This window comes from Lawsonibacter sp. (genome assembly GCF_022777125.1).
Lineage (GTDB): Bacteria > Bacillota > Clostridia > Oscillospirales > Oscillospiraceae > Lawsonibacter_A > Lawsonibacter_A hominis.
In genome coordinates, this window is record NZ_JALFGV010000048.1 from 16,496 (window position 1) to 35,565 (window position 19,070).

Annotated in this window: 22 protein-coding genes, 1 other RNA gene and 1 other annotated feature; of the genes, 17 read left to right on the plus strand and 6 right to left on the minus strand. The window is 60.8% G+C overall.

Features of this window, described 5'->3' with window-relative positions; all coding sequences use genetic code 11:
- Positions 1-17: 17 nt before the first annotated feature.
- Positions 18-458, minus strand: a complete 441-nt coding sequence (locus MR825_RS03960) for an ACT domain-containing protein (RefSeq protein ID WP_186907049.1) — start codon at positions 456-458, stop codon at positions 18-20.
- 182 nt (positions 459-640) lie between these two features.
- Between MR825_RS03960 and ytvI the strand changes: the two genes are divergently transcribed.
- Positions 641-1,720, plus strand: a complete 1,080-nt coding sequence (ytvI, locus tag MR825_RS03965) for a sporulation integral membrane protein YtvI (RefSeq protein WP_287879032.1) — start codon at positions 641-643, stop codon at positions 1,718-1,720.
- A 113-nt stretch (positions 1,721-1,833) separates the two neighbouring features.
- Here the strand turns inward: ytvI and MR825_RS03970 are convergent, their stop codons facing one another.
- Positions 1,834-4,512, minus strand: coding sequence for a transglycosylase domain-containing protein (locus MR825_RS03970; RefSeq protein WP_256176095.1), 2,679 nt, complete (start codon positions 4,510-4,512; stop codon positions 1,834-1,836).
- 237 nt (positions 4,513-4,749) lie between these two features.
- On the opposite strand from MR825_RS03970, the gene MR825_RS03975 reads away from it, so the two are divergent.
- The 6 genes from MR825_RS03975 (at position 4,750) to MR825_RS04000 (ending at position 8,894) form a co-directional block, all read left to right on the plus strand.
- Positions 4,750-5,055 carry a DUF1292 domain-containing protein gene (locus MR825_RS03975; protein ID WP_207723709.1) on the plus strand — a complete coding sequence of 102 codons (306 nt, stop codon included), beginning with the start codon at positions 4,750-4,752 and terminating at the stop codon, positions 5,053-5,055.
- A gap of 20 nt (positions 5,056-5,075) precedes the next feature.
- Positions 5,076-5,278: non-coding RNA, 6S RNA (gene ssrS, locus MR825_RS03980), on the plus strand.
- A gap of 157 nt (positions 5,279-5,435) precedes the next feature.
- The gene (locus MR825_RS03985) at positions 5,436-7,031 is read left to right on the plus strand and encodes a peptidylprolyl isomerase (protein ID WP_287879033.1); all 1,596 of its coding nucleotides are present in this window, start codon (positions 5,436-5,438) and stop codon (positions 7,029-7,031) included.
- Between the two features lie 310 nt (positions 7,032-7,341).
- Positions 7,342-8,058 carry a tRNA threonylcarbamoyladenosine dehydratase gene (locus tag MR825_RS03990; RefSeq protein ID WP_186907045.1) on the plus strand — a complete coding sequence of 239 codons (717 nt, stop codon included), beginning with the start codon at positions 7,342-7,344 and terminating at the stop codon, positions 8,056-8,058.
- An 87-nt stretch (positions 8,059-8,145) separates the two neighbouring features.
- On the plus strand, positions 8,146-8,514 hold the full coding sequence (locus tag MR825_RS03995) for a sulfite exporter TauE/SafE family protein (protein WP_243204707.1): 369 nt from the start codon (positions 8,146-8,148) through the stop codon (positions 8,512-8,514).
- A complete protein-coding gene (locus MR825_RS04000) occupies positions 8,514-8,894 on the plus strand; it encodes a sulfite exporter TauE/SafE family protein (RefSeq protein ID WP_186907043.1) in 381 nt (126 codons plus the stop codon). The genes MR825_RS03995 and MR825_RS04000 overlap by 1 nt, the downstream gene beginning before the upstream one ends.
- On the opposite strand, the gene MR825_RS04005 is transcribed toward MR825_RS04000, so the two are convergent.
- Positions 8,857-9,168: a putative quinol monooxygenase gene (locus MR825_RS04005; RefSeq protein WP_186907042.1), complete on the minus strand. Its 312-nt coding sequence runs from the start codon at positions 9,166-9,168 to the stop codon at positions 8,857-8,859. The two genes, MR825_RS04000 and MR825_RS04005, sit on opposite strands and share 38 nt — an antisense overlap.
- Positions 9,169-9,200: 32 nt before the next feature.
- Positions 9,201-9,623, minus strand: a complete 423-nt coding sequence (ruvX, locus tag MR825_RS04010) for a Holliday junction resolvase RuvX (RefSeq protein ID WP_186907041.1) — start codon at positions 9,621-9,623, stop codon at positions 9,201-9,203.
- A 374-nt stretch (positions 9,624-9,997) separates the two neighbouring features.
- On the opposite strand from ruvX, the gene rpmG reads away from it, so the two are divergent.
- The 5 genes from rpmG to rplA all read left to right on the plus strand — a co-directional run bounded on the left by rpmG (position 9,998) and on the right by rplA (position 12,297).
- Positions 9,998-10,162: a 50S ribosomal protein L33 gene (gene rpmG / locus MR825_RS04015; protein ID WP_186907040.1), complete on the plus strand. Its 165-nt coding sequence runs from the start codon at positions 9,998-10,000 to the stop codon at positions 10,160-10,162.
- A gap of 41 nt (positions 10,163-10,203) precedes the next feature.
- Positions 10,204-10,533: a preprotein translocase subunit SecE gene (secE, locus tag MR825_RS04020; RefSeq protein ID WP_186907039.1), complete on the plus strand. Its 330-nt coding sequence runs from the start codon at positions 10,204-10,206 to the stop codon at positions 10,531-10,533.
- 8 nt (positions 10,534-10,541) lie between these two features.
- A complete protein-coding gene (nusG, locus tag MR825_RS04025) occupies positions 10,542-11,066 on the plus strand; it encodes a transcription termination/antitermination protein NusG (protein WP_186907038.1) in 525 nt (174 codons plus the stop codon).
- A gap of 92 nt (positions 11,067-11,158) precedes the next feature.
- A complete protein-coding gene (gene rplK, locus MR825_RS04030) occupies positions 11,159-11,584 on the plus strand; it encodes a 50S ribosomal protein L11 (RefSeq protein ID WP_186907037.1) in 426 nt (141 codons plus the stop codon).
- Between the two features lie 20 nt (positions 11,585-11,604).
- Complete coding sequence (rplA, locus tag MR825_RS04035; RefSeq protein WP_186907036.1) at positions 11,605-12,297, plus strand: 50S ribosomal protein L1; 693 nt, start codon at positions 11,605-11,607, stop codon at positions 12,295-12,297.
- Positions 12,298-12,960: 663 nt separating this feature from the next.
- Here rplA and rplL read toward each other — a convergent pair.
- Positions 12,961-13,335, minus strand: a complete 375-nt coding sequence (gene rplL, locus MR825_RS04040) for a 50S ribosomal protein L7/L12 (RefSeq protein WP_287879038.1) — start codon at positions 13,333-13,335, stop codon at positions 12,961-12,963.
- 50 nt (positions 13,336-13,385) lie between these two features.
- On the minus strand, positions 13,386-13,922 hold the full coding sequence (gene rplJ, locus MR825_RS04045; RefSeq protein WP_186907034.1) for a 50S ribosomal protein L10: 537 nt from the start codon (positions 13,920-13,922) through the stop codon (positions 13,386-13,388).
- A gap of 44 nt (positions 13,923-13,966) precedes the next feature.
- Positions 13,967-14,102, minus strand: a sequence feature (ribosomal protein L10 leader region).
- Between the two features lie 71 nt (positions 14,103-14,173).
- Here rplJ and MR825_RS04050 point away from each other — a divergent pair.
- The 5 genes from MR825_RS04050 (at position 14,174) to MR825_RS04070 (ending at position 19,009) form a co-directional block, all read left to right on the plus strand.
- Positions 14,174-14,311: a hypothetical protein gene (locus MR825_RS04050; RefSeq protein ID WP_186907033.1), complete on the plus strand. Its 138-nt coding sequence runs from the start codon at positions 14,174-14,176 to the stop codon at positions 14,309-14,311.
- A 349-nt stretch (positions 14,312-14,660) separates the two neighbouring features.
- Positions 14,661-15,650, plus strand: a complete 990-nt coding sequence (locus tag MR825_RS04055; RefSeq protein ID WP_186907032.1) for a carbohydrate kinase family protein — start codon at positions 14,661-14,663, stop codon at positions 15,648-15,650.
- 49 nt (positions 15,651-15,699) lie between these two features.
- Entirely contained in the window at positions 15,700-17,028 is a 1,329-nt protein-coding gene (locus tag MR825_RS04060; protein WP_256176099.1) for an ABC transporter substrate-binding protein, read from the plus strand.
- Positions 17,029-17,269: 241 nt separating this feature from the next.
- Positions 17,270-18,142, plus strand: a complete 873-nt coding sequence (locus tag MR825_RS04065; protein WP_287879040.1) for a carbohydrate ABC transporter permease — start codon at positions 17,270-17,272, stop codon at positions 18,140-18,142.
- Positions 18,143-18,157: 15 nt separating this feature from the next.
- On the plus strand, positions 18,158-19,009 hold the full coding sequence (locus tag MR825_RS04070; protein ID WP_243204706.1) for a carbohydrate ABC transporter permease: 852 nt from the start codon (positions 18,158-18,160) through the stop codon (positions 19,007-19,009).
- Positions 19,010-19,070 lie beyond the last annotated feature (61 nt).

Genomic DNA, 19,070 nt, shown 5'->3' on the forward strand with positions numbered 1-19,070 from the left:
TCGTCTGCGGGACGTCCTTATCCCGCCAAAATCTCACACCGGAGCACACCCTCCACCTGAAGCGCCAGCTGGAGCAGTTCCTCCATGGACACCGTCAGGCCCGAGGTCTCCGCCCCGATGGTCACCGCGGCACAGCCGCTGACCGGAATGCCCTGATTGATGGTCAGAATATTCCCGCCCTGTTGGGCAAAGATATTCAGGACCGAGGAGAGCACGCCCGGTTCATCCTTCAACAGGATCTGAAACGTGACGATGCGCCCGTGGAGCATGTCGTTGAAGGGCCGCACCGTGTCCTTATACTTATAAAAGGCGCTGCGGCTGATCCCCACCCGCCGGGTGGCCAGATTCACCGTATCCACCTCACCGGTCTCCAACAGGCGCTTGGCCTCCGCTACCTTGAGAAAGACTTCCGGCAGTGCACCGGCTTCCACGATAAAATATGCGGGTGTTTTGCCCATCTTATGCACTCCTCCCTCCGCATGTCCGTGCTGGAAAGTCATTTGTTTACCGTGTGAAGCCTATTGTAGCACACCCACCTGCCCGGCGCAAGCCAAAATCCGCCCTCGTTCCCCCCAATTTCGTCGATCCTGCCAAGGGAATTCCCGTCATTTTGTACATATTTTTCGGAAGGGGGGCTTTTATGCCGAAGGACAGGCACGCGCGCTTCCTTCTGGGGCTGCTGTATGCCGGGTTGGGCGTGGGCGCGCTTTGGCTGTGTATGCGTTTCCTGCTGCCCTGGCTGGCGCCTTTTCTGATTGCCCTGGCATTGGCCGCCCTGCTGGAGCCCGGCGTACGGCTGCTGTCCCAGCGGCTGCATCTGCCCCGCTGGGGCGCCTCGGCCCTGTGCGCCGGGCTGCTCTCCCTCCTGCTGCTGGCCGGGCTGGGGCTTCTGCTCTGGCGGCTTGGTTATGAGGCCGCATTGCTGCTGGGCCGTCTGCCCACGCTGCTCTCCGGTCTGCCCACCCTGACCCGCCGGCTGGAGGGATGGCTCTACCGCTTTCAGGTCGCCCTTCCGGTACCGTTCCAGGAATACGCACAGCAGCTGATGGAGCGGCTTTTGGAGCAGGGCATCGCCCTGCCCAACCGTCTTTACGACACGCTGTCCGGAGCGGTGAGCAGCGCGCTGGCCGCCCTGCCTGCAGCCGGGCTTTTCCTGTTCACCACGCTGCTTGCCACCTATTTCATCAGCGCAGGGCGGCCGGAGCTGTGCGCCGCCCTGAAGCGCTCGATCCCGGAACGCTGGCGGGAGCCGGCCGCCCGGGGCGCCACCAGCCTGAAACAGGCCCTGGGCGGCTGGCTGAAGGCGCAGGGCCTGCTCATGCTGATCACCTTCGGGGAGCTGGCGCTGGGCCTGCTGCTGCTGCGGGTGGATCTTGCCCTGGTGCTCTCGGCTCTCATTGCCCTGGTGGACGCGCTGCCCGTATTGGGCACCGGGACGGTCCTGGTTCCATGGGCCCTGGTCTCCCTGCTGGGCGGGAACTGGAAGCTGGCGCTGGGACTTGCGGTGCTCTACGGGGTGATCTGGCTGGTACGCAGCCTCCTGGAACCCCGGCTGATCGGCTCCCGGGTCGGCCTGCCGCCCCTGGCCGCCCTGCTGAGTCTGTACGTCGGCTTTCAGGCGTTCGGCGTGGCCGGAATGATCCTGGCGCCCCTGCTGGCTGTGTTGGTACGGCAACTGTGGAGCGCGCTGCGCCCGCACGCCGCGAGGCCCCCGGCGTAGGGCGCCGGGGGCCTCGCCTTGTCCGCCTTTCAGCAATGCCCGCAGCCTGTTCGGCCGCCGCAGCAAAGCGGAGCCCCCGGCGTTCTGCGCCGGGGGCTCCGCTTTGCTGCGTTTTAGTGCGCCCCGTCCGCGGGGACGTAAGGCTCGTCCGGGGGCGGCGTCTCCGGCTCCGACGGTCCCAGCGGATAGTCGGGCTGCTGCGGGGGCTCCGATGGCTCCGGTGACTCCGTTGCCGGGGGCGCAGTGGGAATGGTGGGATAGGTGCTCGGGTTGGCCGGATCAAAGCCCGGCCACTGTTCCTGGGTCGGCCAGGTGGAAGGATCGGTCACATCGAAGAGATACGGATCATACTCCTCCGGCGGCGCCTCGATGGCCGACGTATGCACATCACAGGTCCCCTGGGCCTCCAGATAGCCCAACAGATACTGCCCATCGGCGGCCGCCTTGCCGCCCATGTTCTCCCGTACATAGTCGAGCACGCTCACGGTTTTCACCGAGGCCTGCTGATCCAGCCCCCCGCTGCCTTCCCGGGGGCAGAATTCGCCCGCCAGATGGTACAGTCCTGCGATCGGGCTGCCGCTGTCGTCCAGAATAGGACTGTCGGTGCAGACCTCCACATCGGCATGAAGGCTGCAGTCCTCCAGCGGCGCATCGCTGCGCAGGATAGTCGCCGTGGCCACCCGGCTGCCCCGTACATCGTGGGTGCAGGCCTCGGTGGCCCGCATGCCGCTGTCCAGACAGTACTGCACGGTGATCAGGTCGTCGGGCTTGCTGCCCAGTTCCCGGTTCTCCAGGCCCGCGTGGACCTGGCTCATGACCTTCTGCCACAGGACCGCCGCCGGGTTGCTGCCGCCCGCCCGGATGCGCTCGGGCAGTTCATACCCCACCCAGACGGCGGCGGTATAATAGGGGGTGTAGCCCACAAACCAGCGGTCGTTATTACTGGTGGTGGAACCGGTCTTGCCCGCCACGGTCATGCCGGAGATCTTGGCCTGGGTGCCGGTGCCGCTCTGGACCACCTGTTTGAGCAGATTGTTGATATACCAGACGGTAGAGGTCTTGAGCACCGGCGTGTCCTCCCGCTGGCTGTTGTCCAGCAGGATATTGCCCGCATCGTCCGTCACCCGCAGGTAGGTGCGGGGCCGGACATACAGCCCGCCCCGCTGGAAGACCGAGTACGCCCCGGCCATCTCGATGACCTTCACGCCGTCGGTCAGGCCGCCCAGGCCCAGCTGGGACAGACCCAGGTCGCTGACCGTCTTTCCGTTCACCTCGCGGCCCTGCTCCAGGGTGGTGATGCCGAAGCGCTGGGTCATATACTGGTAGGACTCAGCGGGCGTGACTTCCTGGAGCACGCGCACAGCCACCGGGTTGGAGGAGTCCTCCACCGCCTCGGTCACCGTCATCCTGCCCCGGTAGCTCAGATAGGAATTGGCCGGCCACGCGGTCCCGCCGAGCATCTGCACAGGATAGTCGTCAAAGGTGGAGATCGGGGAGATCAGCCCCATCTCCAGGGCGGGAGCGTAGACCGACAGAGGCTTGATGGAAGAGCCGGGCTGCCGGGTGGAACGGCTTGCAAAGTTCCATACCCGGTTGCTCTCCTTCTCCCCCATGGCGCCCGCCAGGCCCACCACGTTTCCGTCGGAATCAATGATGACGATGGCAGACTGGATCTGCTGTCCGGAATCGGAGGTGAGCACCAGGTTCTCCCGGTTGGTGTAGACCTCCTCCACGACAGCCTGGATGTCCGGGTCCGCGCAGGCGTAGATCTTCAGTCCGCCCGAGGTGACCATATTGGAGGCCAGGGTATCGGAATAGCCGTACTTGGCCGACAGGTCCTGGATCACATCGGTGATCACCTGCTCGTCGTACCAGTTGTAGATCACCGCGGGCTTCTCCTCGTCCACGCCCAGGGTAAAGTTCAGCTCCTCGGCCACGGCCGAGCGATACTCCTCCTCGGAGATCATGCCCAGATCCCACATTTTCCAGAGCACCAGTTCCTGCCGCTCCTTGTTGAAGTCCCGGGCGGTCTTTACCGCACCGGTGTCCGGGTCGGTAACACGGAGGTTGGAATTGGGGCCGTATTTGGAGGGGTTGTTGGTGATGCTGATGAGACTGGCGCATTCCGCCAGAGAGAGCTCGTCCAGTTCCTTGCCGAAGTAGTTCTGGGCGGCGGTAGCCACGCCGTAGCAGTTGTCGCCCAGATAGATATAGTTCAGGTACCACTCCATAATCTGTTCCTTGGAGTAGGTCTTGTCAAACTCCAGCGCCCGGAAGATCTCCAAGATCTTCCGCTTGACCGTCACATCGTCATACTGGGTAAAATTTTTGATGAGCTGCTGGGTAATGGTGGAGCCGCCCTGGATATCCTTGCCGGTAAACATCAGCAGCACGCCGTTGATGGTGCGCTTCCAGTCCACGCCGGGGTGGGTCCAGAACCGCTCGTCCTCAATGGCCACAGTGGCGTTGACCAGATTCTGCGGGATCGCTTCGAACTCCACCAGTTCCCGGTTCTCCGTTCCGTGGAGGGAGAGATGCTCCACATACTCCCCGGCGGAGTCCTTGTAATAAATGGTACTGGTCAGGTTCATGTCGAAATTGCCGTCCAGATGGGCGTTTGGAATGATGTAGGTCTGCACGTAGACCACGGCGAAGCAGGCCATGATGGCGCAGGTGATGACGCCGATGAGCACGAGGGTACCCAGCACCTTGCCCACCACGGCGGCGGCGGCAAATCCCGCGCTTCGCTGCCGCCGGTGTTTGCCGTGCTCCGGGTGATTGGTCGTTGCCAAAAAAACACCTCCGAATTCTGGTGGAAAACAGCTTCCAAGACGAGTGCCGAAAACAGCATCTAAAATAACAGCTTATATTATAACATGAACTTCCAACTTGTCCACCCTAATATTTTACATTTTCTGGTCTTTGCCCCTTTCGTAAAATTTTGGCACGTCCTGCCCTTGCATTTTGCCGCCTGTGCGGTTACAATATGGATGAGAAAAACAGTCATTCAAGAAAGCGTGGTATGCGGAATGAGCGAGGGATTCGGACCGGATTTCATTACCATTACGGATGAGGACGGCAATGAATTCGAGCTGGAGCACCTGGACACAATAGAATATAACGGTCAGACCTACATGGCCTTTTTCCCTGCCGTGGAGGACGAAGGCGGCGAGGCTGTGGAGGATGTGGACCTGGACGAGGAATACGGTCTCATCATCCTGAAGGTGGTGGACGTGGACGGCGAGGAACAGCTCTCCACCCTGGACAGCGAGGAAGAGTTGGAGCTGGTCTATCAGCAGTTTATGGATGTTTTGTTTGACGAAGAGGGCGAATGATCGTTCCCCTTCCGCCGAGGTTTTTCCTGCTCGGTGCGTGACGGGCCCTATTTAAACCCACATCTCTGAAACGGGACGCCCCCTCACAGTGCGGACCGCAGGCCTCCCGGCCCCCTTCGCGGGGCGGCCGGAAGTTGGAAGCGACGAAACACCGTGGAGGCGACCCACCTGCCGATTTCGTGCAGGTTTTAAATCGGGCTCGCACGGCCAGAGCGGGGTCACCCCACGAAACATTGTTTCGTGGGGCTTTCTTTTTTCCCGGGGCTTTTGTTTGAACAAACTGTAAAACATCGTTTGGGGCTTGAAAGCCGGGCCAATTTCCTGTATAATGTCAAAATGCTATCGTGTAAGCAACATTTACGAGAGGACTGAAGCTACAAATGAGCGCATCCAGAGAAAAGAAACAGCGCCAAAACGACCCCAATCAGGGTCTGTCGCAAAAGCAGCGGAAGGAGCTTGAGGAACAGAAAGCCGCCAAGCACAAGGCCATACTATATACGGTCATCGGGATCGTGGTCGCTGCTCTTGTGGTCGTGCTGCTGGTGTGGCACTCCGGCTTCTTCCAGAGCCGTACGACCGCCGTCAGCGTAGGCGGCCGGGATTACAGTCCCGCCGACGTGGAATACTATTACCGCAGTCTGGTGCAGTACGAGTACTACCAGACCTACGCCTTTGACCCCCAGAGCGATCTGCGCACGCAGTACGTGGACGCCAACCAGACCCAGAGCTATCATGACAAGTTCCTTCAGACCACTCTGGAGACGCTGACCGAGGTGGCCGCCGTGGAAAATGCCGCCGAGGCCGAGGGCTTTACCCTCACCCAGGAGGAACTGGATCATGTGGCCGCCTCCGTGAACACCATGAAGGAGAACTCCTCCTCCAACGGTTACACCTATGCCACCTATCTGAAGGCGGTCTTCGGGCCCTATATGACCCCCAGCCGCTATGAAACCTGCATGAAGCGCGCGGCCCTGGTCAACAGCTACACCACCAAGATCTCCGACTCCTTCGCCGTCTCCGACGAGGAGATCCAGACCTACTATGAAGCGCACGCCGCCGAGCTGGACAGCTACGACTATCGCTACCTCTTTATCAGCGGCACCGCTCCCAGCGGCACTGATTCCGAGGGCAATACCGTGGAGGCTACGGAGGAAGAAAAGGCCGCCGCTCTGGCCGCCGCCAAGGTCAAAGCGGACGAGCTGGTCTCCAAGGTCTCCGCGGCCGACGACCGCAGCGCCGCCTTTGCCGAACTGGCCCCCGATTATGTGGCCGAGAGCAGCCGCGCGTCCTATGAGAGCGACCCCGACTACTCCCTGCGCACCGGCACCTCCGGCTCCAGCCTGTCCTCCTATTCCACTTACGGCAGCTGGCTGACCGACGCGGACCGCAAGGCCGGCGACGTGGAGGTCATCGAAGGCAGCGGCGGCTATTATGTGGTGCTCTTCCTGGACCGCTATCTGGACGAGACCCCCACCGCCGACATCCGCCATATCCTCATCAAAGCCGAGCTGACCCAGGAGGATGACGCCGCCACCAGCGATGTGGACGAGTCCGCCGTGCCCACGCAGGAGGCCCTGGACGCCGCCAAGGCCGAGGCCGAGGACCTGCTGGCCCAGTGGGAGAGCGGAGAGCGGACCGCCGAATCGTTCGGCGCCCTGGCCGAAGCGCACTCCGACGATACCGGCTCCAATACCAACGGCGGCCTGTATGAAGCGGTCTACGACGGCCAGATGTTTGCCGGCTTCAACGACTGGATCTTCAACGATGAACACACCCAGGGCGATACCGGCCTGATTGAAAATACCCAGAGCGGCCAGCAGGGCTGGCATGTGATCTACTTCCAGTCCTGGAACGACCCCAAGTGGACGATCAGCGTGCGCAACACCCTGCTCAACGATCAGCTGACCGCCTGGGTCAACGGTCTGACCGAGGGGCTGGAGGTCGTCGAAGGCAGCGGCCTCTCCTACGTGGGCTGATCCGGTAATCCGGCTCGGCCGTCTGGCGGCATCCCAGCTCCGCACCGGGTTGCCGTTGCCCGCTTTGCTGTTTTCCGGACGCCGCGCTCCCCGCGCGGGGAGGCGGCGGGACAAAAGGCAACTCCGTCCGTTCCGGCGGTATGCACGTCGGAACGGACCCTTCCCATGACGGCCGGGGCGGCGATTGCACAAGCAATCGGGCCCCGGCCGTCATGCAGATGATGGGGAAGCAGGCGCCCTGCCTGTTTCGATCCGCCGGCCGGATGGGGCCGCTCCCCCTTCGGCCGGCACAGTATGGGAGGCCTTTGCGATGGACGAACGATTTTTACGCACGGAAATGCTCCTGGGCCGGGAAGGCATGGCGCGGCTGAACGCCGCCCACGTGGCCGTATTCGGCCTGGGCGGCGTGGGCAGCTGGTGCGCCGAGGCCCTGGCCCGCTCCGGCGTGGGCGCGCTCACCCTCATCGACCATGACGAGGTGGGCCTTACCAACCTGAACCGGCAGGCGGAAGCCACGGTCTCCACCCTGGGCCGGCCCAAGGCCCAGGCCATGGCGGAACGTGCGGCGGACATCAACCCGGAATGCCGCCTCACCGTTCTGGCCGAAAAATACGAGCCGGAGACCCGGGAGCGGTTTTTCGGGACGCGGTACGACTATGTGGTGGACTGCATCGACCTGGTTTCCTGCAAGCTGGACCTGATCGAGACCGCCCTGAGCCGCGGCCTTCCCATCCTCTCTTCCCTGGGCACCGGCAATAAGCTGGACCCCTCGCAGTTCCGCATTGGGGACCTGGCCCAGACCGAGGGCTGTCCCCTGGCCCGGGTGGTGCGCAAGGAGCTGCGTAAGCGGGGCATCCTCCACCACCGGGTCCTATGGTCGCCGGAGGCACCAAAGGCCGCCGAACAGCGGGAAGCTCCCCCGCCCGGCCGCCGCAGTGTTCCCGGCAGCGTGGCCTGGGTTCCCCCGGTCGCCGGCCTTATGCTGGCGGGCGACGTGGTCATGGCTCTGACCGGTCTGCAGCCGTAAGCGCCGGCGGGCGCATCGTCCGCCTCCCTGCTTTCGCGCATAAAAGATCCCTCCATTGGCAAACTAACGCCAATGGAGGGATGCTTTTTGGAAAAACAGACTTCGTCCCGGCTGCGCAGCGCGGCAGCCGGAGGCGCCGCCGGCCTTGCCAACGGCTTTTTCGGCGGCGGCGGGGGCATGATCCTGGTGCCCCTGCTCACCCGCTGGTGCGGATTGGACCAGCGCCGGGCCTTCGCCACGTCCATCGCCATCATCCTGCCCCTGTGCGCACTCTCCTCGGCGATCTACTTCCTCCGGGGCGGGCTGGATCTGACGGCCGCCCTTCCCTATCTGGCCGGCGGGCTGGCAGGAGGCTTTCTCGGCGGGCGGGTGTTCAAGCGTCTGAATATGACCTGGCTGCGGCGGGCCTTCGCCCTGCTCATCCTCTACGGCGGCGTCAAGGCCCTCTTGTTCTGATGGGCTGGCTCGTTCCGCTCATCGCCGGGGCGGCCACCGGCGTACTCTCCGGCTTCGGTATCGGCGGCGGCACGCTGCTGCTGATCTATATGACCGCCTTCGCCGGCATCCCCCAGACCCTGGCCCAGGGGATCAATCTGCTCTACTTTCTCCCCACCGCGGCCACGGCCCTGCCCGCCCACATCAAAAATGGATATATCGACCGGGGCGCCCTGCTCCCGGCCATTCTGACCGGACTGGCCGGGACCGCGCTGGCCGCCTGGGCCGCTACCGCCCTGGATGTGGAACTGCTCCACCGATGCTTCGGCGGCTTTCTCATCGTCATCGGCCTGCGGGAACTGTTCAGCAAACCGGCGCAGGGGGATCAAACCGCTGGATGACGCACTCCGCCACATAAATGCGCTTGAGCTCCTGCAGCTGCGCCATGTGCTTCGTCCCCCTGTGGCGCTCCACCGCCGCCTGATCCGCCCAGTGCTCCAGCAGGAAGAGACGGTCCGGATCATCCAGCGCCGCAAAATACTCATATCGGAGGCACCCCGCCTCCGCCCGGGTCTCGCTTAAGATTCCGTGCCGCGTTACTTCTTCCACAAACCGCTCCCGCATGCCGGGCTTCGCCTGATAGATCACGTTCACCACAATCGCATTTACCGCCATTTTGACCGTTCTCCTTTTCCTCTGTGCCGTAATCAGGGCTTCTGTGTTCTCTTGTAGGTCAGATAGCCCTCCAGGATCAACGTAGCCGCCACTGCGTCCACCGTCTTTTTGTGCTCTTTCATCCGCTTGCCGGAGGCATGGAGGATGTTGTGGGCCTCCACCGTGGTCCGGCGCTCGTCCCAGAGCACCGGCCTGCGGCCCACCGCCTCTTCCACCCGGTCCGCAAACGCACGATAGCGCTCTGCCCGGGGCCCCTCGGTGCCGTCCATGTTTCGTGGAAAGCCCATCACCAGCTCCTCCACGCCGTGTTCCGCCGCGATCCGCGCCAGCTCTTCCGCCACAAACTCCGGTTTGCGGCTGCGGATCACGGCAGTGTGTCCGGCCAGAAGGCCGGTTGGATCCGAAATGGCCACGCCCGTTCGGGCGTCGCCGTAATCAATGGCCATAATGCGCAACGATATCCTCTCCTCTGCTCTCACAGTGAAACGCTCCCGCGAAGCGGCCGCACGGCGGCGGCTTCGTACGCTACGCATTATACAGGGAAACCATGTAAAAAACAAGGAAAAAGCCTTGACTTGCCGGAACAGCTATGATAAACTATTTTCACCTATGAAAAAGGGCTCTTTTTTTGTGGGCATTTTTACGGTGTGATGACGCATGAAACCCTTTCCCTTCCAACGGAGGACATAGGGAGGCAAGCTTGCCGGATCCGCACCGTAACGTAGATCGGGGCGCGCAAAGCGCGCCCGTGCGTTGCTGGATTCGGCCCACAGGCCGCGTCCGGCATTTTTTATGTCCGCGGCCAACAAATGAAGGAGGTGCCGAACACATGGCAAAGGTTGGTTCCCGGGTGAAGATCACCCTGCGCTGCGCCGAGTGCAAGCAGAGAAACTACGTCACCAACAAGAACAAGAAGAATACTCCCGACCGTCTGGAGCTGAACAAGTACTGCCCCTTCTGCAGGAAGCACACGGTTCACAACGAGACCAAGTAATGAGTGCTGAAACGGCTCAGAAGAAAGAAGGGTTAAACGGAATGTCTGAAAACGAGAAGCTCGAGCAGGCCTCTGTCGAGGAAGAAGGAACGGCCGCCCCCGAAAAGCCCGCCAAGGCGGACAAAAAGAAGGACGCTAAGCCCGACAAGAAAAAGGACGCCAAGCCCGGCATCTTCGCCCGCATCGGCAAGTGGTTCAAGGAAATGAAGAGCGAGCTGAAGAAGGTCGTCTGGCCCACCGGCAAGCAGACCCTCAACAACACCATCATCGTCATCGTCTGCTGCATTATCGTGGGCATTTGCATCTGGCTGTTCGACTGGCTGGCCAGCTCCGTGATCAGCGCCCTGCTGGCCCTGTTCGGCAAGGGTTAGGGTGCGAAATGGCTGACAACGCGAAATGGTATGTGGCCCATACCTATTCCGGCTATGAGAACACTGTGGCCGCCAGCATCGAGAAAGCCGTGGAAAACCGCGGCATGCACGAGCTGATCCACGAGGTCAACATACCCATGGAGACTGTCACCGAGATCACCGACAACGGCCCCAAGACCGTGGAACGCAAGGTATTTCCCGGCTACGTGCTGGTTAAGATGGTCATGACGGACGAGACCTGGCACCTGGTGCGCAACGTCCGCGGCGTCACCGGCTTCGTAGGCTCGGGCAACAAGGCGATTCCCCTCACGGACGAGGAGATCGCCGCCCTGGGCGTGGAGAAACGCGAGATCGTCGTGGGCTATCAGGTGGGTGACAGCGTGAAGATCACCGACGGCGCTCTGGAATCCTTTCTGGGCACCGTGGAGGAGATCGACCTGGACCGCAGCAAGGTCCGCGTCGTAGTCTCCATGTTTGGCCGCGAGACCCCGGTCGAGCTGGAGCTCGACCAGGTGGAGCCGGTCAACCGCTAAGGGCCGCCTGGCGGCCTTATCCCCCGCACGTGGGAGGGACCCGGAACGGGTTCCGCTTCCAACCACATTTTTCGTAGGAGGTGCTGTTTCAAATGGCACAGAAAGTTACTGGTTACGTCAAACTGCAGATTCCGGCCGGCAAGGCGACTCCCGCTCCCCCCGTGGGTCCCGCCCTCGGCCAGCACGGCATCAATATCGCCGCTTTTACCAAGGAATTCAACGAGCGCACCAAGAACGACGTGGGCCTGATCATCCCCGTGGTCATCACCGTCTACGCCGACCGCTCCTTCACCTTCATCACCAAGACGCCTCCCGCCGCCGTCCTCATTAAGAAGGCGTGCAGCATCGAGTCCGGCTCCGGCGTCCCCAACAAGACCAAGGTGGCCACCATCAGCAAAGAGGACGTGCGCAAGATCGCCGAGACCAAGATGCCCGACCTGAACGCGGCCAGCATCGAGGCGGCCATGAGCATGATCGCCGGCACCGCCCGCTCCATGGGCGTTGTGGTCGGCGAGTAAGGCGAAGGAGGGTAAGTGTAATGTTTAGAGGCAAGAAATATCAGGAGAGCGCCAAGCTCATCGACAAGGCCGCCCTGTACGATACCGCTGAGGCCATGGAGCTGGTGGTCAAGACCGCTCCCGCCAAGTTCGATGAGACCGTAGAACTGCACGTGAAGCTGGGCGTGGACTCCCGCCATGCCGACCAGCAGGTCCGCGGCGCCATCGTCCTCCCCCACGGCACCGGCAAGACCCAGCGCGTGCTGGTCTTCGCCAAGGGCGACAAGGCCGAAGCCGCCAAGGCAGCCGGCGCCGACTTTGTGGGCGAGATGGACATGGTGGAGAAGATCCAGAAGGAAAACTGGTTTGACTACGACGTGGTCGTGGCTTCCCCCGACATGATGGGCGTCGTGGGCCGCCTGGGTAAGATCCTGGGCCCCAAGGGCCTGATGCCCTCCCCCAAGGCGGGCACGGTCACGCCCGACGTGGCCAAGGCCGTCACCGAAATCAAAGCCGGTAAAGTGGAGTACCGTCTGGACAAGACCAACATCATCCACTGCCCCATCGGCAAGGTCTCCTTCGGCGCGGAGAAGCTCACGGAGAACTTCAACGCTCTTATCGGCGCCATCGTCAAGGCCAAGCCCTCCGCGGCAAAGGGACAGTACATCCGCTCCTGCGTATGTGCTTCCACCATGGGCCCCGGCGTGAAGATCAACTCCGCCAAGCTGATGTAATTACGGGGCGCTCGGGCGTGTGGAGCCGTGCGGATGGACCGGTGTAAGGACGCGTATCGCACATCCGCCGGAGCGTGACGAACTCTTCCCGATTAGGTTGTGTTTCCCTGTGGTAAAAAATGCCGTGCCGCCCAGAAGCGGCACGGCATTTTTGATCCCCCCTGCCGCCGCATGGTCGCTGCGTCTTTGCCGTCCTATGGGCGGTCTACGCCTTGCGAGTGGACCTCTGTCCCACTTCGCGGCGTTCCCCCGCAGCTGTGTATGATAGAGACTCCCATGCGCGCCGCTGCGTCCGGTCTCGGGAATCAAGGATATACTCCGGGAGCTTGAGCCGCGCCTCGCGGATACGCTCGCCGCAATCCTTATCTTTCGCACATTTTTCTTGACTTCAGCATCGATTTTGACCGTCCCTTCCAAAGCAAAAGGACATCCGAACGGATGTCCTTTTGCTTTGGGCTCCGAGCGTGTCAGCCGTGCCACTCTTTGGCGATAGTCATGCGAAGCCGGAGCCGAGACTGTCGGCGCAAAGGGGATGGGCTGCGCGTTCAGATTGAATGAGCACTCAACCAAAAGCCCGGAGCAGCTTAAGCTGCTCCGGGCTTTTGTGGAACAAAGTGAGAGGAAATGGTCTCCTGCTCGACCACAAGCTGCGGTAGGGAAAGCTTACTTCAGCTCTACCTTAGCGCCGACTTCCTCGAGCTTCTTCTTCAGTTCCTCGGCCTCGTCCTTGGAGACACCTTCCTTGATGGCCTTGGGGGCAGCCTCGACCGCGGCCTTGGCCTCAGCCAGGCCCAAGCCGGTGATCTCGCGGACAGCCTTGATGACCTTGATCTTCTCAGCGCCGATTTCGGCCAGCACGACGTCGAACTCGGTCTTCTCCTCGGCGGCGGGAGCGACAGCGCCGCCGGCAGCGGGAGCGGCCATAGCGGCGGCGGAAACGCCGAACTCATCCTCCAGGGCGTGAACGAGCTCGGAAAGCTCCAGAACGGTCAGGCCCTTAACCTCTTCGATGAGGGCAGTAATCTTCTCAGAAGCCATGATATGTTACCTCCTAATAAATGTTGTGTTTTGAGAAAATGGGGTGGGACTTACTCGGCGGCGGCGGGGGCCTCGGCCTCTACCGTACCGCCCTTCTGCTCGCAGATCGCCTTCAGGACGATCGCCAGACTGGTGATGGGGGCCAGCATGGTGCCCAGGACCTGAGCCTGCAGGGCCTCCTTGGAGGGCAGCTCGGCCAGGGCCCGGATCTCGTCCATGGAGAGCACCTTGCCGTCCATGAAGCCGGCCTTGATGGTAAACTTGGCGCCGTTGAACTGCTTGGCGAACTTGTTGATCACGCGCATGGGGGCGATGGGATCGCCGTGGGACAGGGCCATGGAAGTGGTGCCGTTGAGAACGGGATCCATCTCCTCCATACCCACGTTGTTGATGGCGAAGCGCACCAGGGTGTTTTTCACCACGGCGTAGTCCAGCTCATTCTTGCGGCACTCGGCGCGCAGAGCGGTATCCTGGGCCACGGTGATGCCCTTGTAGTCCACCAATACGCCGCTGGAAGCGCTCTTGAGCTTCTCGGTCAGCTCAGCCACGATGGCCTGCTTCTCACTGAGAACCTTTGCGTTAGGCATTTGGAATTCACCTCCGTTGGATTTGAGTTCAACTTTCCCGATGCAGACGCAACAAAAAAGCTGCTTTCGCATTCAAAGCAGCGAAAACAGCACAAAAAAATCTCGTTCGTTGTGGCTGCATTCTCGGCAGGAGTTACGGCTTACGCCCCCTGCTGTCTTTGAACACGACTGATAGTATATCATCCCAAACGGGACATGTCAAGCGTGATTTACCAAAAAAACAAGGGTACCTTGTAAGAGTACAATACATATTGGACTCTTACAAGAAGATCATCCGCATCATGCCGAACACGCCCTGCACCGTGGGCGAGGGGATGATCCTCCTGTGCCGCAGCGTCTGCTTCGACGCGGTCGAGGCAGCATACCAGAAGGCGAAGCAGCTCGGCTGAGCTTTTCTGGCAAACTGAGGCCTCCGGCTAAGTGAGGCTGTAAGATCAAGGCAGACGCATGGAAACCCACCATGTGCCTGCCTTTTCTTTGTACCAAAAAATGACGGGGGTGTTGATTCCATCCAATAGCGCAGCGCTCCCGCTTTTCGGTTTTGTTCCCGCCTACGCAGACACGGCAGAATGCACAATTCAGGTCAAGTCCACTTGTACGATTCACACAGAAAGTTATTTTTGTGGATTTTCAACACAAAACCCGATTGACACTTCCGGCTTGCTATGCTACTATGTCAATGACTTAATTTATTTAATTAATAAATTGAGATAAGAAGAAGTAACGGAGTATACGCTTATGTATGATATTTGTGCGCTGGGTGAAGTCCTGATCGATGCGATTGCGAGTGCGGATACGTGCATACAGATTACTGGCAACGCGGGCGGCGCCCCGGCGAATGTGCTGACCTGCGGCACGCGGATGGGTCTGAAAACGGCCTTCCTCGCCAAGGCCGGCGGCGATTTCATCGGGAACTGGCTCAAGGGCGTTCTGGATGAGGTCGGCATCGACACGGCGGGCATGATTCTGGATCCGTCGAAAAACACCACGATCGCCATGGTCTCGCTGGACGAAGCCGGCAACCGCAGCTTTTCCTTCTATCGGATCGGCTGCGCCGATGTGAGCCTGACAAAGGAAGAGCTTCGGCTGGACCTGATCGAGCAGTCCCGCATCTTCCATTTCGGATCCGTTTCCATGACGGAAGAACCGGCCCGCTCGGCGACGCTCGCCGCGGCCCGCTATGCCAGGGAAAAGGGCCTACTCGTTTCCTACGATCCCAATCTGCGCCGGAATCTCTGGTGCGACGAGCAGACCGCGGCAAAGTACATCAAAGAGGGCCTTACGCTCTGCGACGTGGCAAAGCTGTCGGATGAAGAGTGCCGTTTCCTCTACGGCGACCAAGACATCCCGTCGCAGGGCCGTCAGATGCTGCGTGACTATCCGAGCCTGCGGCTTTTGTTCGTGACCTGCGGCGGCGCGGGCAGCTACGTTTTCTGCGGCGATCAGATGCAGTATGCGCCCGGCTATTCAGTCAAGGTCGCCGACACGACCGGCGCCGGGGACACCTTCATGGGCGCCGTGCTCTATCAGCTTCTGCAGCACGGCGGCGCAGACTGGTCCTCCGCGGAGCTGCAGTCGCTCCTTCGCTTCGGCAACGCCGCCAGCGCGCTCTCCGTGCAGCGCTTCGGCGCCATTCCCGCCATCCCCGGCAAGGCCGACGTGGAAGCGTTTCTGGCGGAACACCCCGCTCCCGAAGGCTCGGGCCAGACGCTTCATACCCCGGCATAAAAAGAAGTTTGATACCGAAAAAGGTATTAAATAGAAATGGAGGATTGTTATGAAAAAGGTAATCGCAACGCTCCTGGCCGTACTGATGATTGGCTCTCTTGTCGCCTGCAGCGGCACCCCGTCAACCAACGAGACCCCCGCTCCGGCCAATGAAACCAAAGACGTCGCCGTTTCCGCTGACACCAACGGCGAAGACGTCACCATCCGGATGTGGACCTTCCTGGACCCCACCAACACCAGCAATGGCCGTTCCATCGCTCTGCAGAAAATGATCGACCGCTTTGAGTCGGAGAATCCCGGCGTGAAGATCGTTGTCGAGCCGCAGCAGTGGGACACCATGACCGGTAAGTTCATGGCAGCCGCCACCACCGGCGAAGCTCCCGACATCATGTGGTGCGCCCGCGACGAGCTGTTTGGCGTTCTGAACGCCGGCCTGCTGGAGCCGCTGGAGAACCTGTTCATGGGCAGCTGGACCCAGGATCAGATCGACGACGTCGATGACGGCTTCTTCCGCTTCGGCGAGCGCGACGGCAAGCACTACACACTCTGCCTCAACAAGAACTGCACCGGCTTCTTCTACCGCGAAGACCTTCTGGAGGCCGCGGGCCTGGAAGTCCCCACCACCTTCGATGAGCTCTACAACGCCGCCCAGGTGCTGACGAGGGAGATCGACGGCCAGCAGGTCTACGGTCTCGGCATGAGCTTCTCCACCGAAAGCAACGACGCCCAGGCGATCGTCAACTGGCTGCTCCAGGAGCAGGGTACCCTCTTCAACGAGGACGGCACTGCCAAGTGGGCTAACGAGAGCGGTGTTGCCGCTCTGGAATGGATCAAGAAGTGCATCGACACCGGCGTCACCCCGGCTGACTCCGTCAACAAGACCATCGAGGACATCTACACTGAGTTTGCCTCCGGCAAATACGCCATGACCATCGCCTCTGCGGTCCGTCTCGGCACGTCCCGCACCAACGCCTCCTTCGACGGCTCCACCATCCAGTTCGCGCCCCTGCCCGGCGGCACGATCATCGACGGCTGGTTCGCCGGCGTCTACAGCGGCTCCAAGAACAAGGAGCTCGCCGGCAAATTCCTTGAGCTCATGTACGACAACGAATCCGACCTGCTGTGGATCAACGACGGTGCGCAGGCTCCGAACCGCAAGTCCACGGTGGAGCAGATCACCATCGATGACAGCAACAAGTACCTCAACAGCATGCTTGAGGCCTTCTCGGACGGCTGGCTGCCCTCCAACACCCAGGCGTTCGTCGGCTGGAAGCTCGACCTCAACCGCCCGGTCCAGGCCATCCTGACCGGTGAGACCGACTACATGAAGGCGCTCAGCGATGCAGAGACGATCTTCAACACCAACAACAACCGTTAAACATCCCCGCTGTTTTCTCCCTGCGGGAGCCCCTGACGCTGATCAGGGGCTCCCGGACAGGGTGTCCCAATGGAAGGAAATGCGTTTTTGTGAAAAAAACGCATTTCCTTCCATTGGAACCGGCAAAACGGCCCGTGCACGGCCGCCGGCGGAGACTTTTCCGCCCTGCTGCGCAGTCTGCGCCAAAAATGATCTATCAACATTTTCCCTGAAAGGGGCAACCATGTGGAGGGCAAAACTTGTGAAACGGAAAGAAAAACGCACACAGCTCAGATCCATGGGATATGTGGCACCGGCCATGCTCGTGCTCATCTTCCTGCTGGTCATCCCTCTCTTTTATACGCTCTATTGCAGCCTTTATAATCTGGACTATCTGGTAAAGGGCGACTTTGTCGGCCTCGGCAACTATCTGCGGCTTCTGAAAGACGTCCGCATCAGCAAGTCCCTCCTGTTCACGTTTGAGATCACCATCATCTCCACACTCCTGTCGGTCGGCATCGGCCTGCTCCTGGCGCTCTGGGTGGACCGGGAACACGGCCTGTTCGCCTACCTCATCGAGATGTTCGGCCTGATTCCCTGGGTCATCTCCATGATGGTCGCGGCCCTCCTGTGGCGCTGGCTCTTCAACGGCGACCTGGGCCTGTTCAATATGATCCTCAAGGCACTCGGCCACAACCCCATCTACGTGGTGGAAAACAAGAACTCGGCGATCATCGCCCTGATCTTCGTGCTGACGTGGCGTCTGGTCGGCTACGCCATGATCATGATCCTGGCCGGCCTCAAGAGCCTGGACCCGGTCCTGCTCGAGGCGGCAAAGGTGGACGGCGCCACGCCCTGGCAGCTGCTCTGGCACATCAAGCTGCCGCTCATCAAGACGCAACTCCTGCTGTCGATCATCGTCCTGACCGTTTCCAACTTCACCAACAACACCGTGCCGAAGGTCCTGACCAGCGGCGGGCCGAACGACGCCACCAACGTCATCACGCTCTTCCAGTACAATCTCGGCTTCCGCTATTATCAGTTCGGCACCTCTGCGGCGCTTTCCATTCTCATCATGCTGATCACCTCGCTGATCATCGTGCTGTATATCAAAGTGAGCAATTACAAAATCTGAGTCGGAAGGGAGCGTATGAAAGCCATGAATAAAACCGCGAAAAAGGCGGCCAGAAAAACATGCAGCGCGCTGATGCTGGTGGTCCTCGCCTTTCTGACGACCCTTCCGATCTTCTGGTGCATCATCACCTCTCTGAAAACGCCGCAGGACATCTCGGCCTATCCGCCGAAGGTCTTCAACTTCACCGTCACCTGGAACAACTATAAGCAGGTCTTTGCCCAGAGCTTCCTGCAGACCGCCTGGAACAGCGTCGTCTATTCTCTTCTGACCATCCTGGCCTGCCTGGTCCTCGGGTACCTTGCCGCCTACGGCTTCGAGCGCCGCCGCTTCCCGCTGAAAAAGCTGCTCTTTTACATCGTGGTCATCGGCATTCCGCTCTCCACGGGCAGCTCCGTCCTGCTGATTCCGAACTACCTCATGATGATGAAGCTCCATCTGACGAACCACTGGTATACGCTTCCGCTGCTCTACACGGCCTATAACCTGCCGCTCGTCATCTGGATGCTCATCTCCGGTGTACGCGGCCTGCCCCGGGAGATCGAGGAAGCGGCCCGCATCGACGGCTGCAGCCAGGCCTACATCATCACCCGCATCATCCCGCCGGTCATCCGTCCGTCCTTTGCGGCGGCGGCCCTGTTTGCCTTCATCGGCGCCTGGAACGAATTCATCACCGCCACGGTCATGGTCAACGGCTATGCGCTGAAAAACATCCAGATGGCCATTTACGACTATATCGGCTTCTTCGGCCAGGAGTGGGGCCCCCTCTGCGGCGCAGCAACACTTGCGATCATCCCGATTCTCCTGGTGTTCACGTTCCTCGGCAAGCAGCTGGTCAGCGGTCTGACTGCAGGCGCGGTCAAGGGCTGATACCGGACCTTTGCAATCAGCGGCTGAGCTCCAGTCGCTTTTTGCCCATCTGCTCATCTTT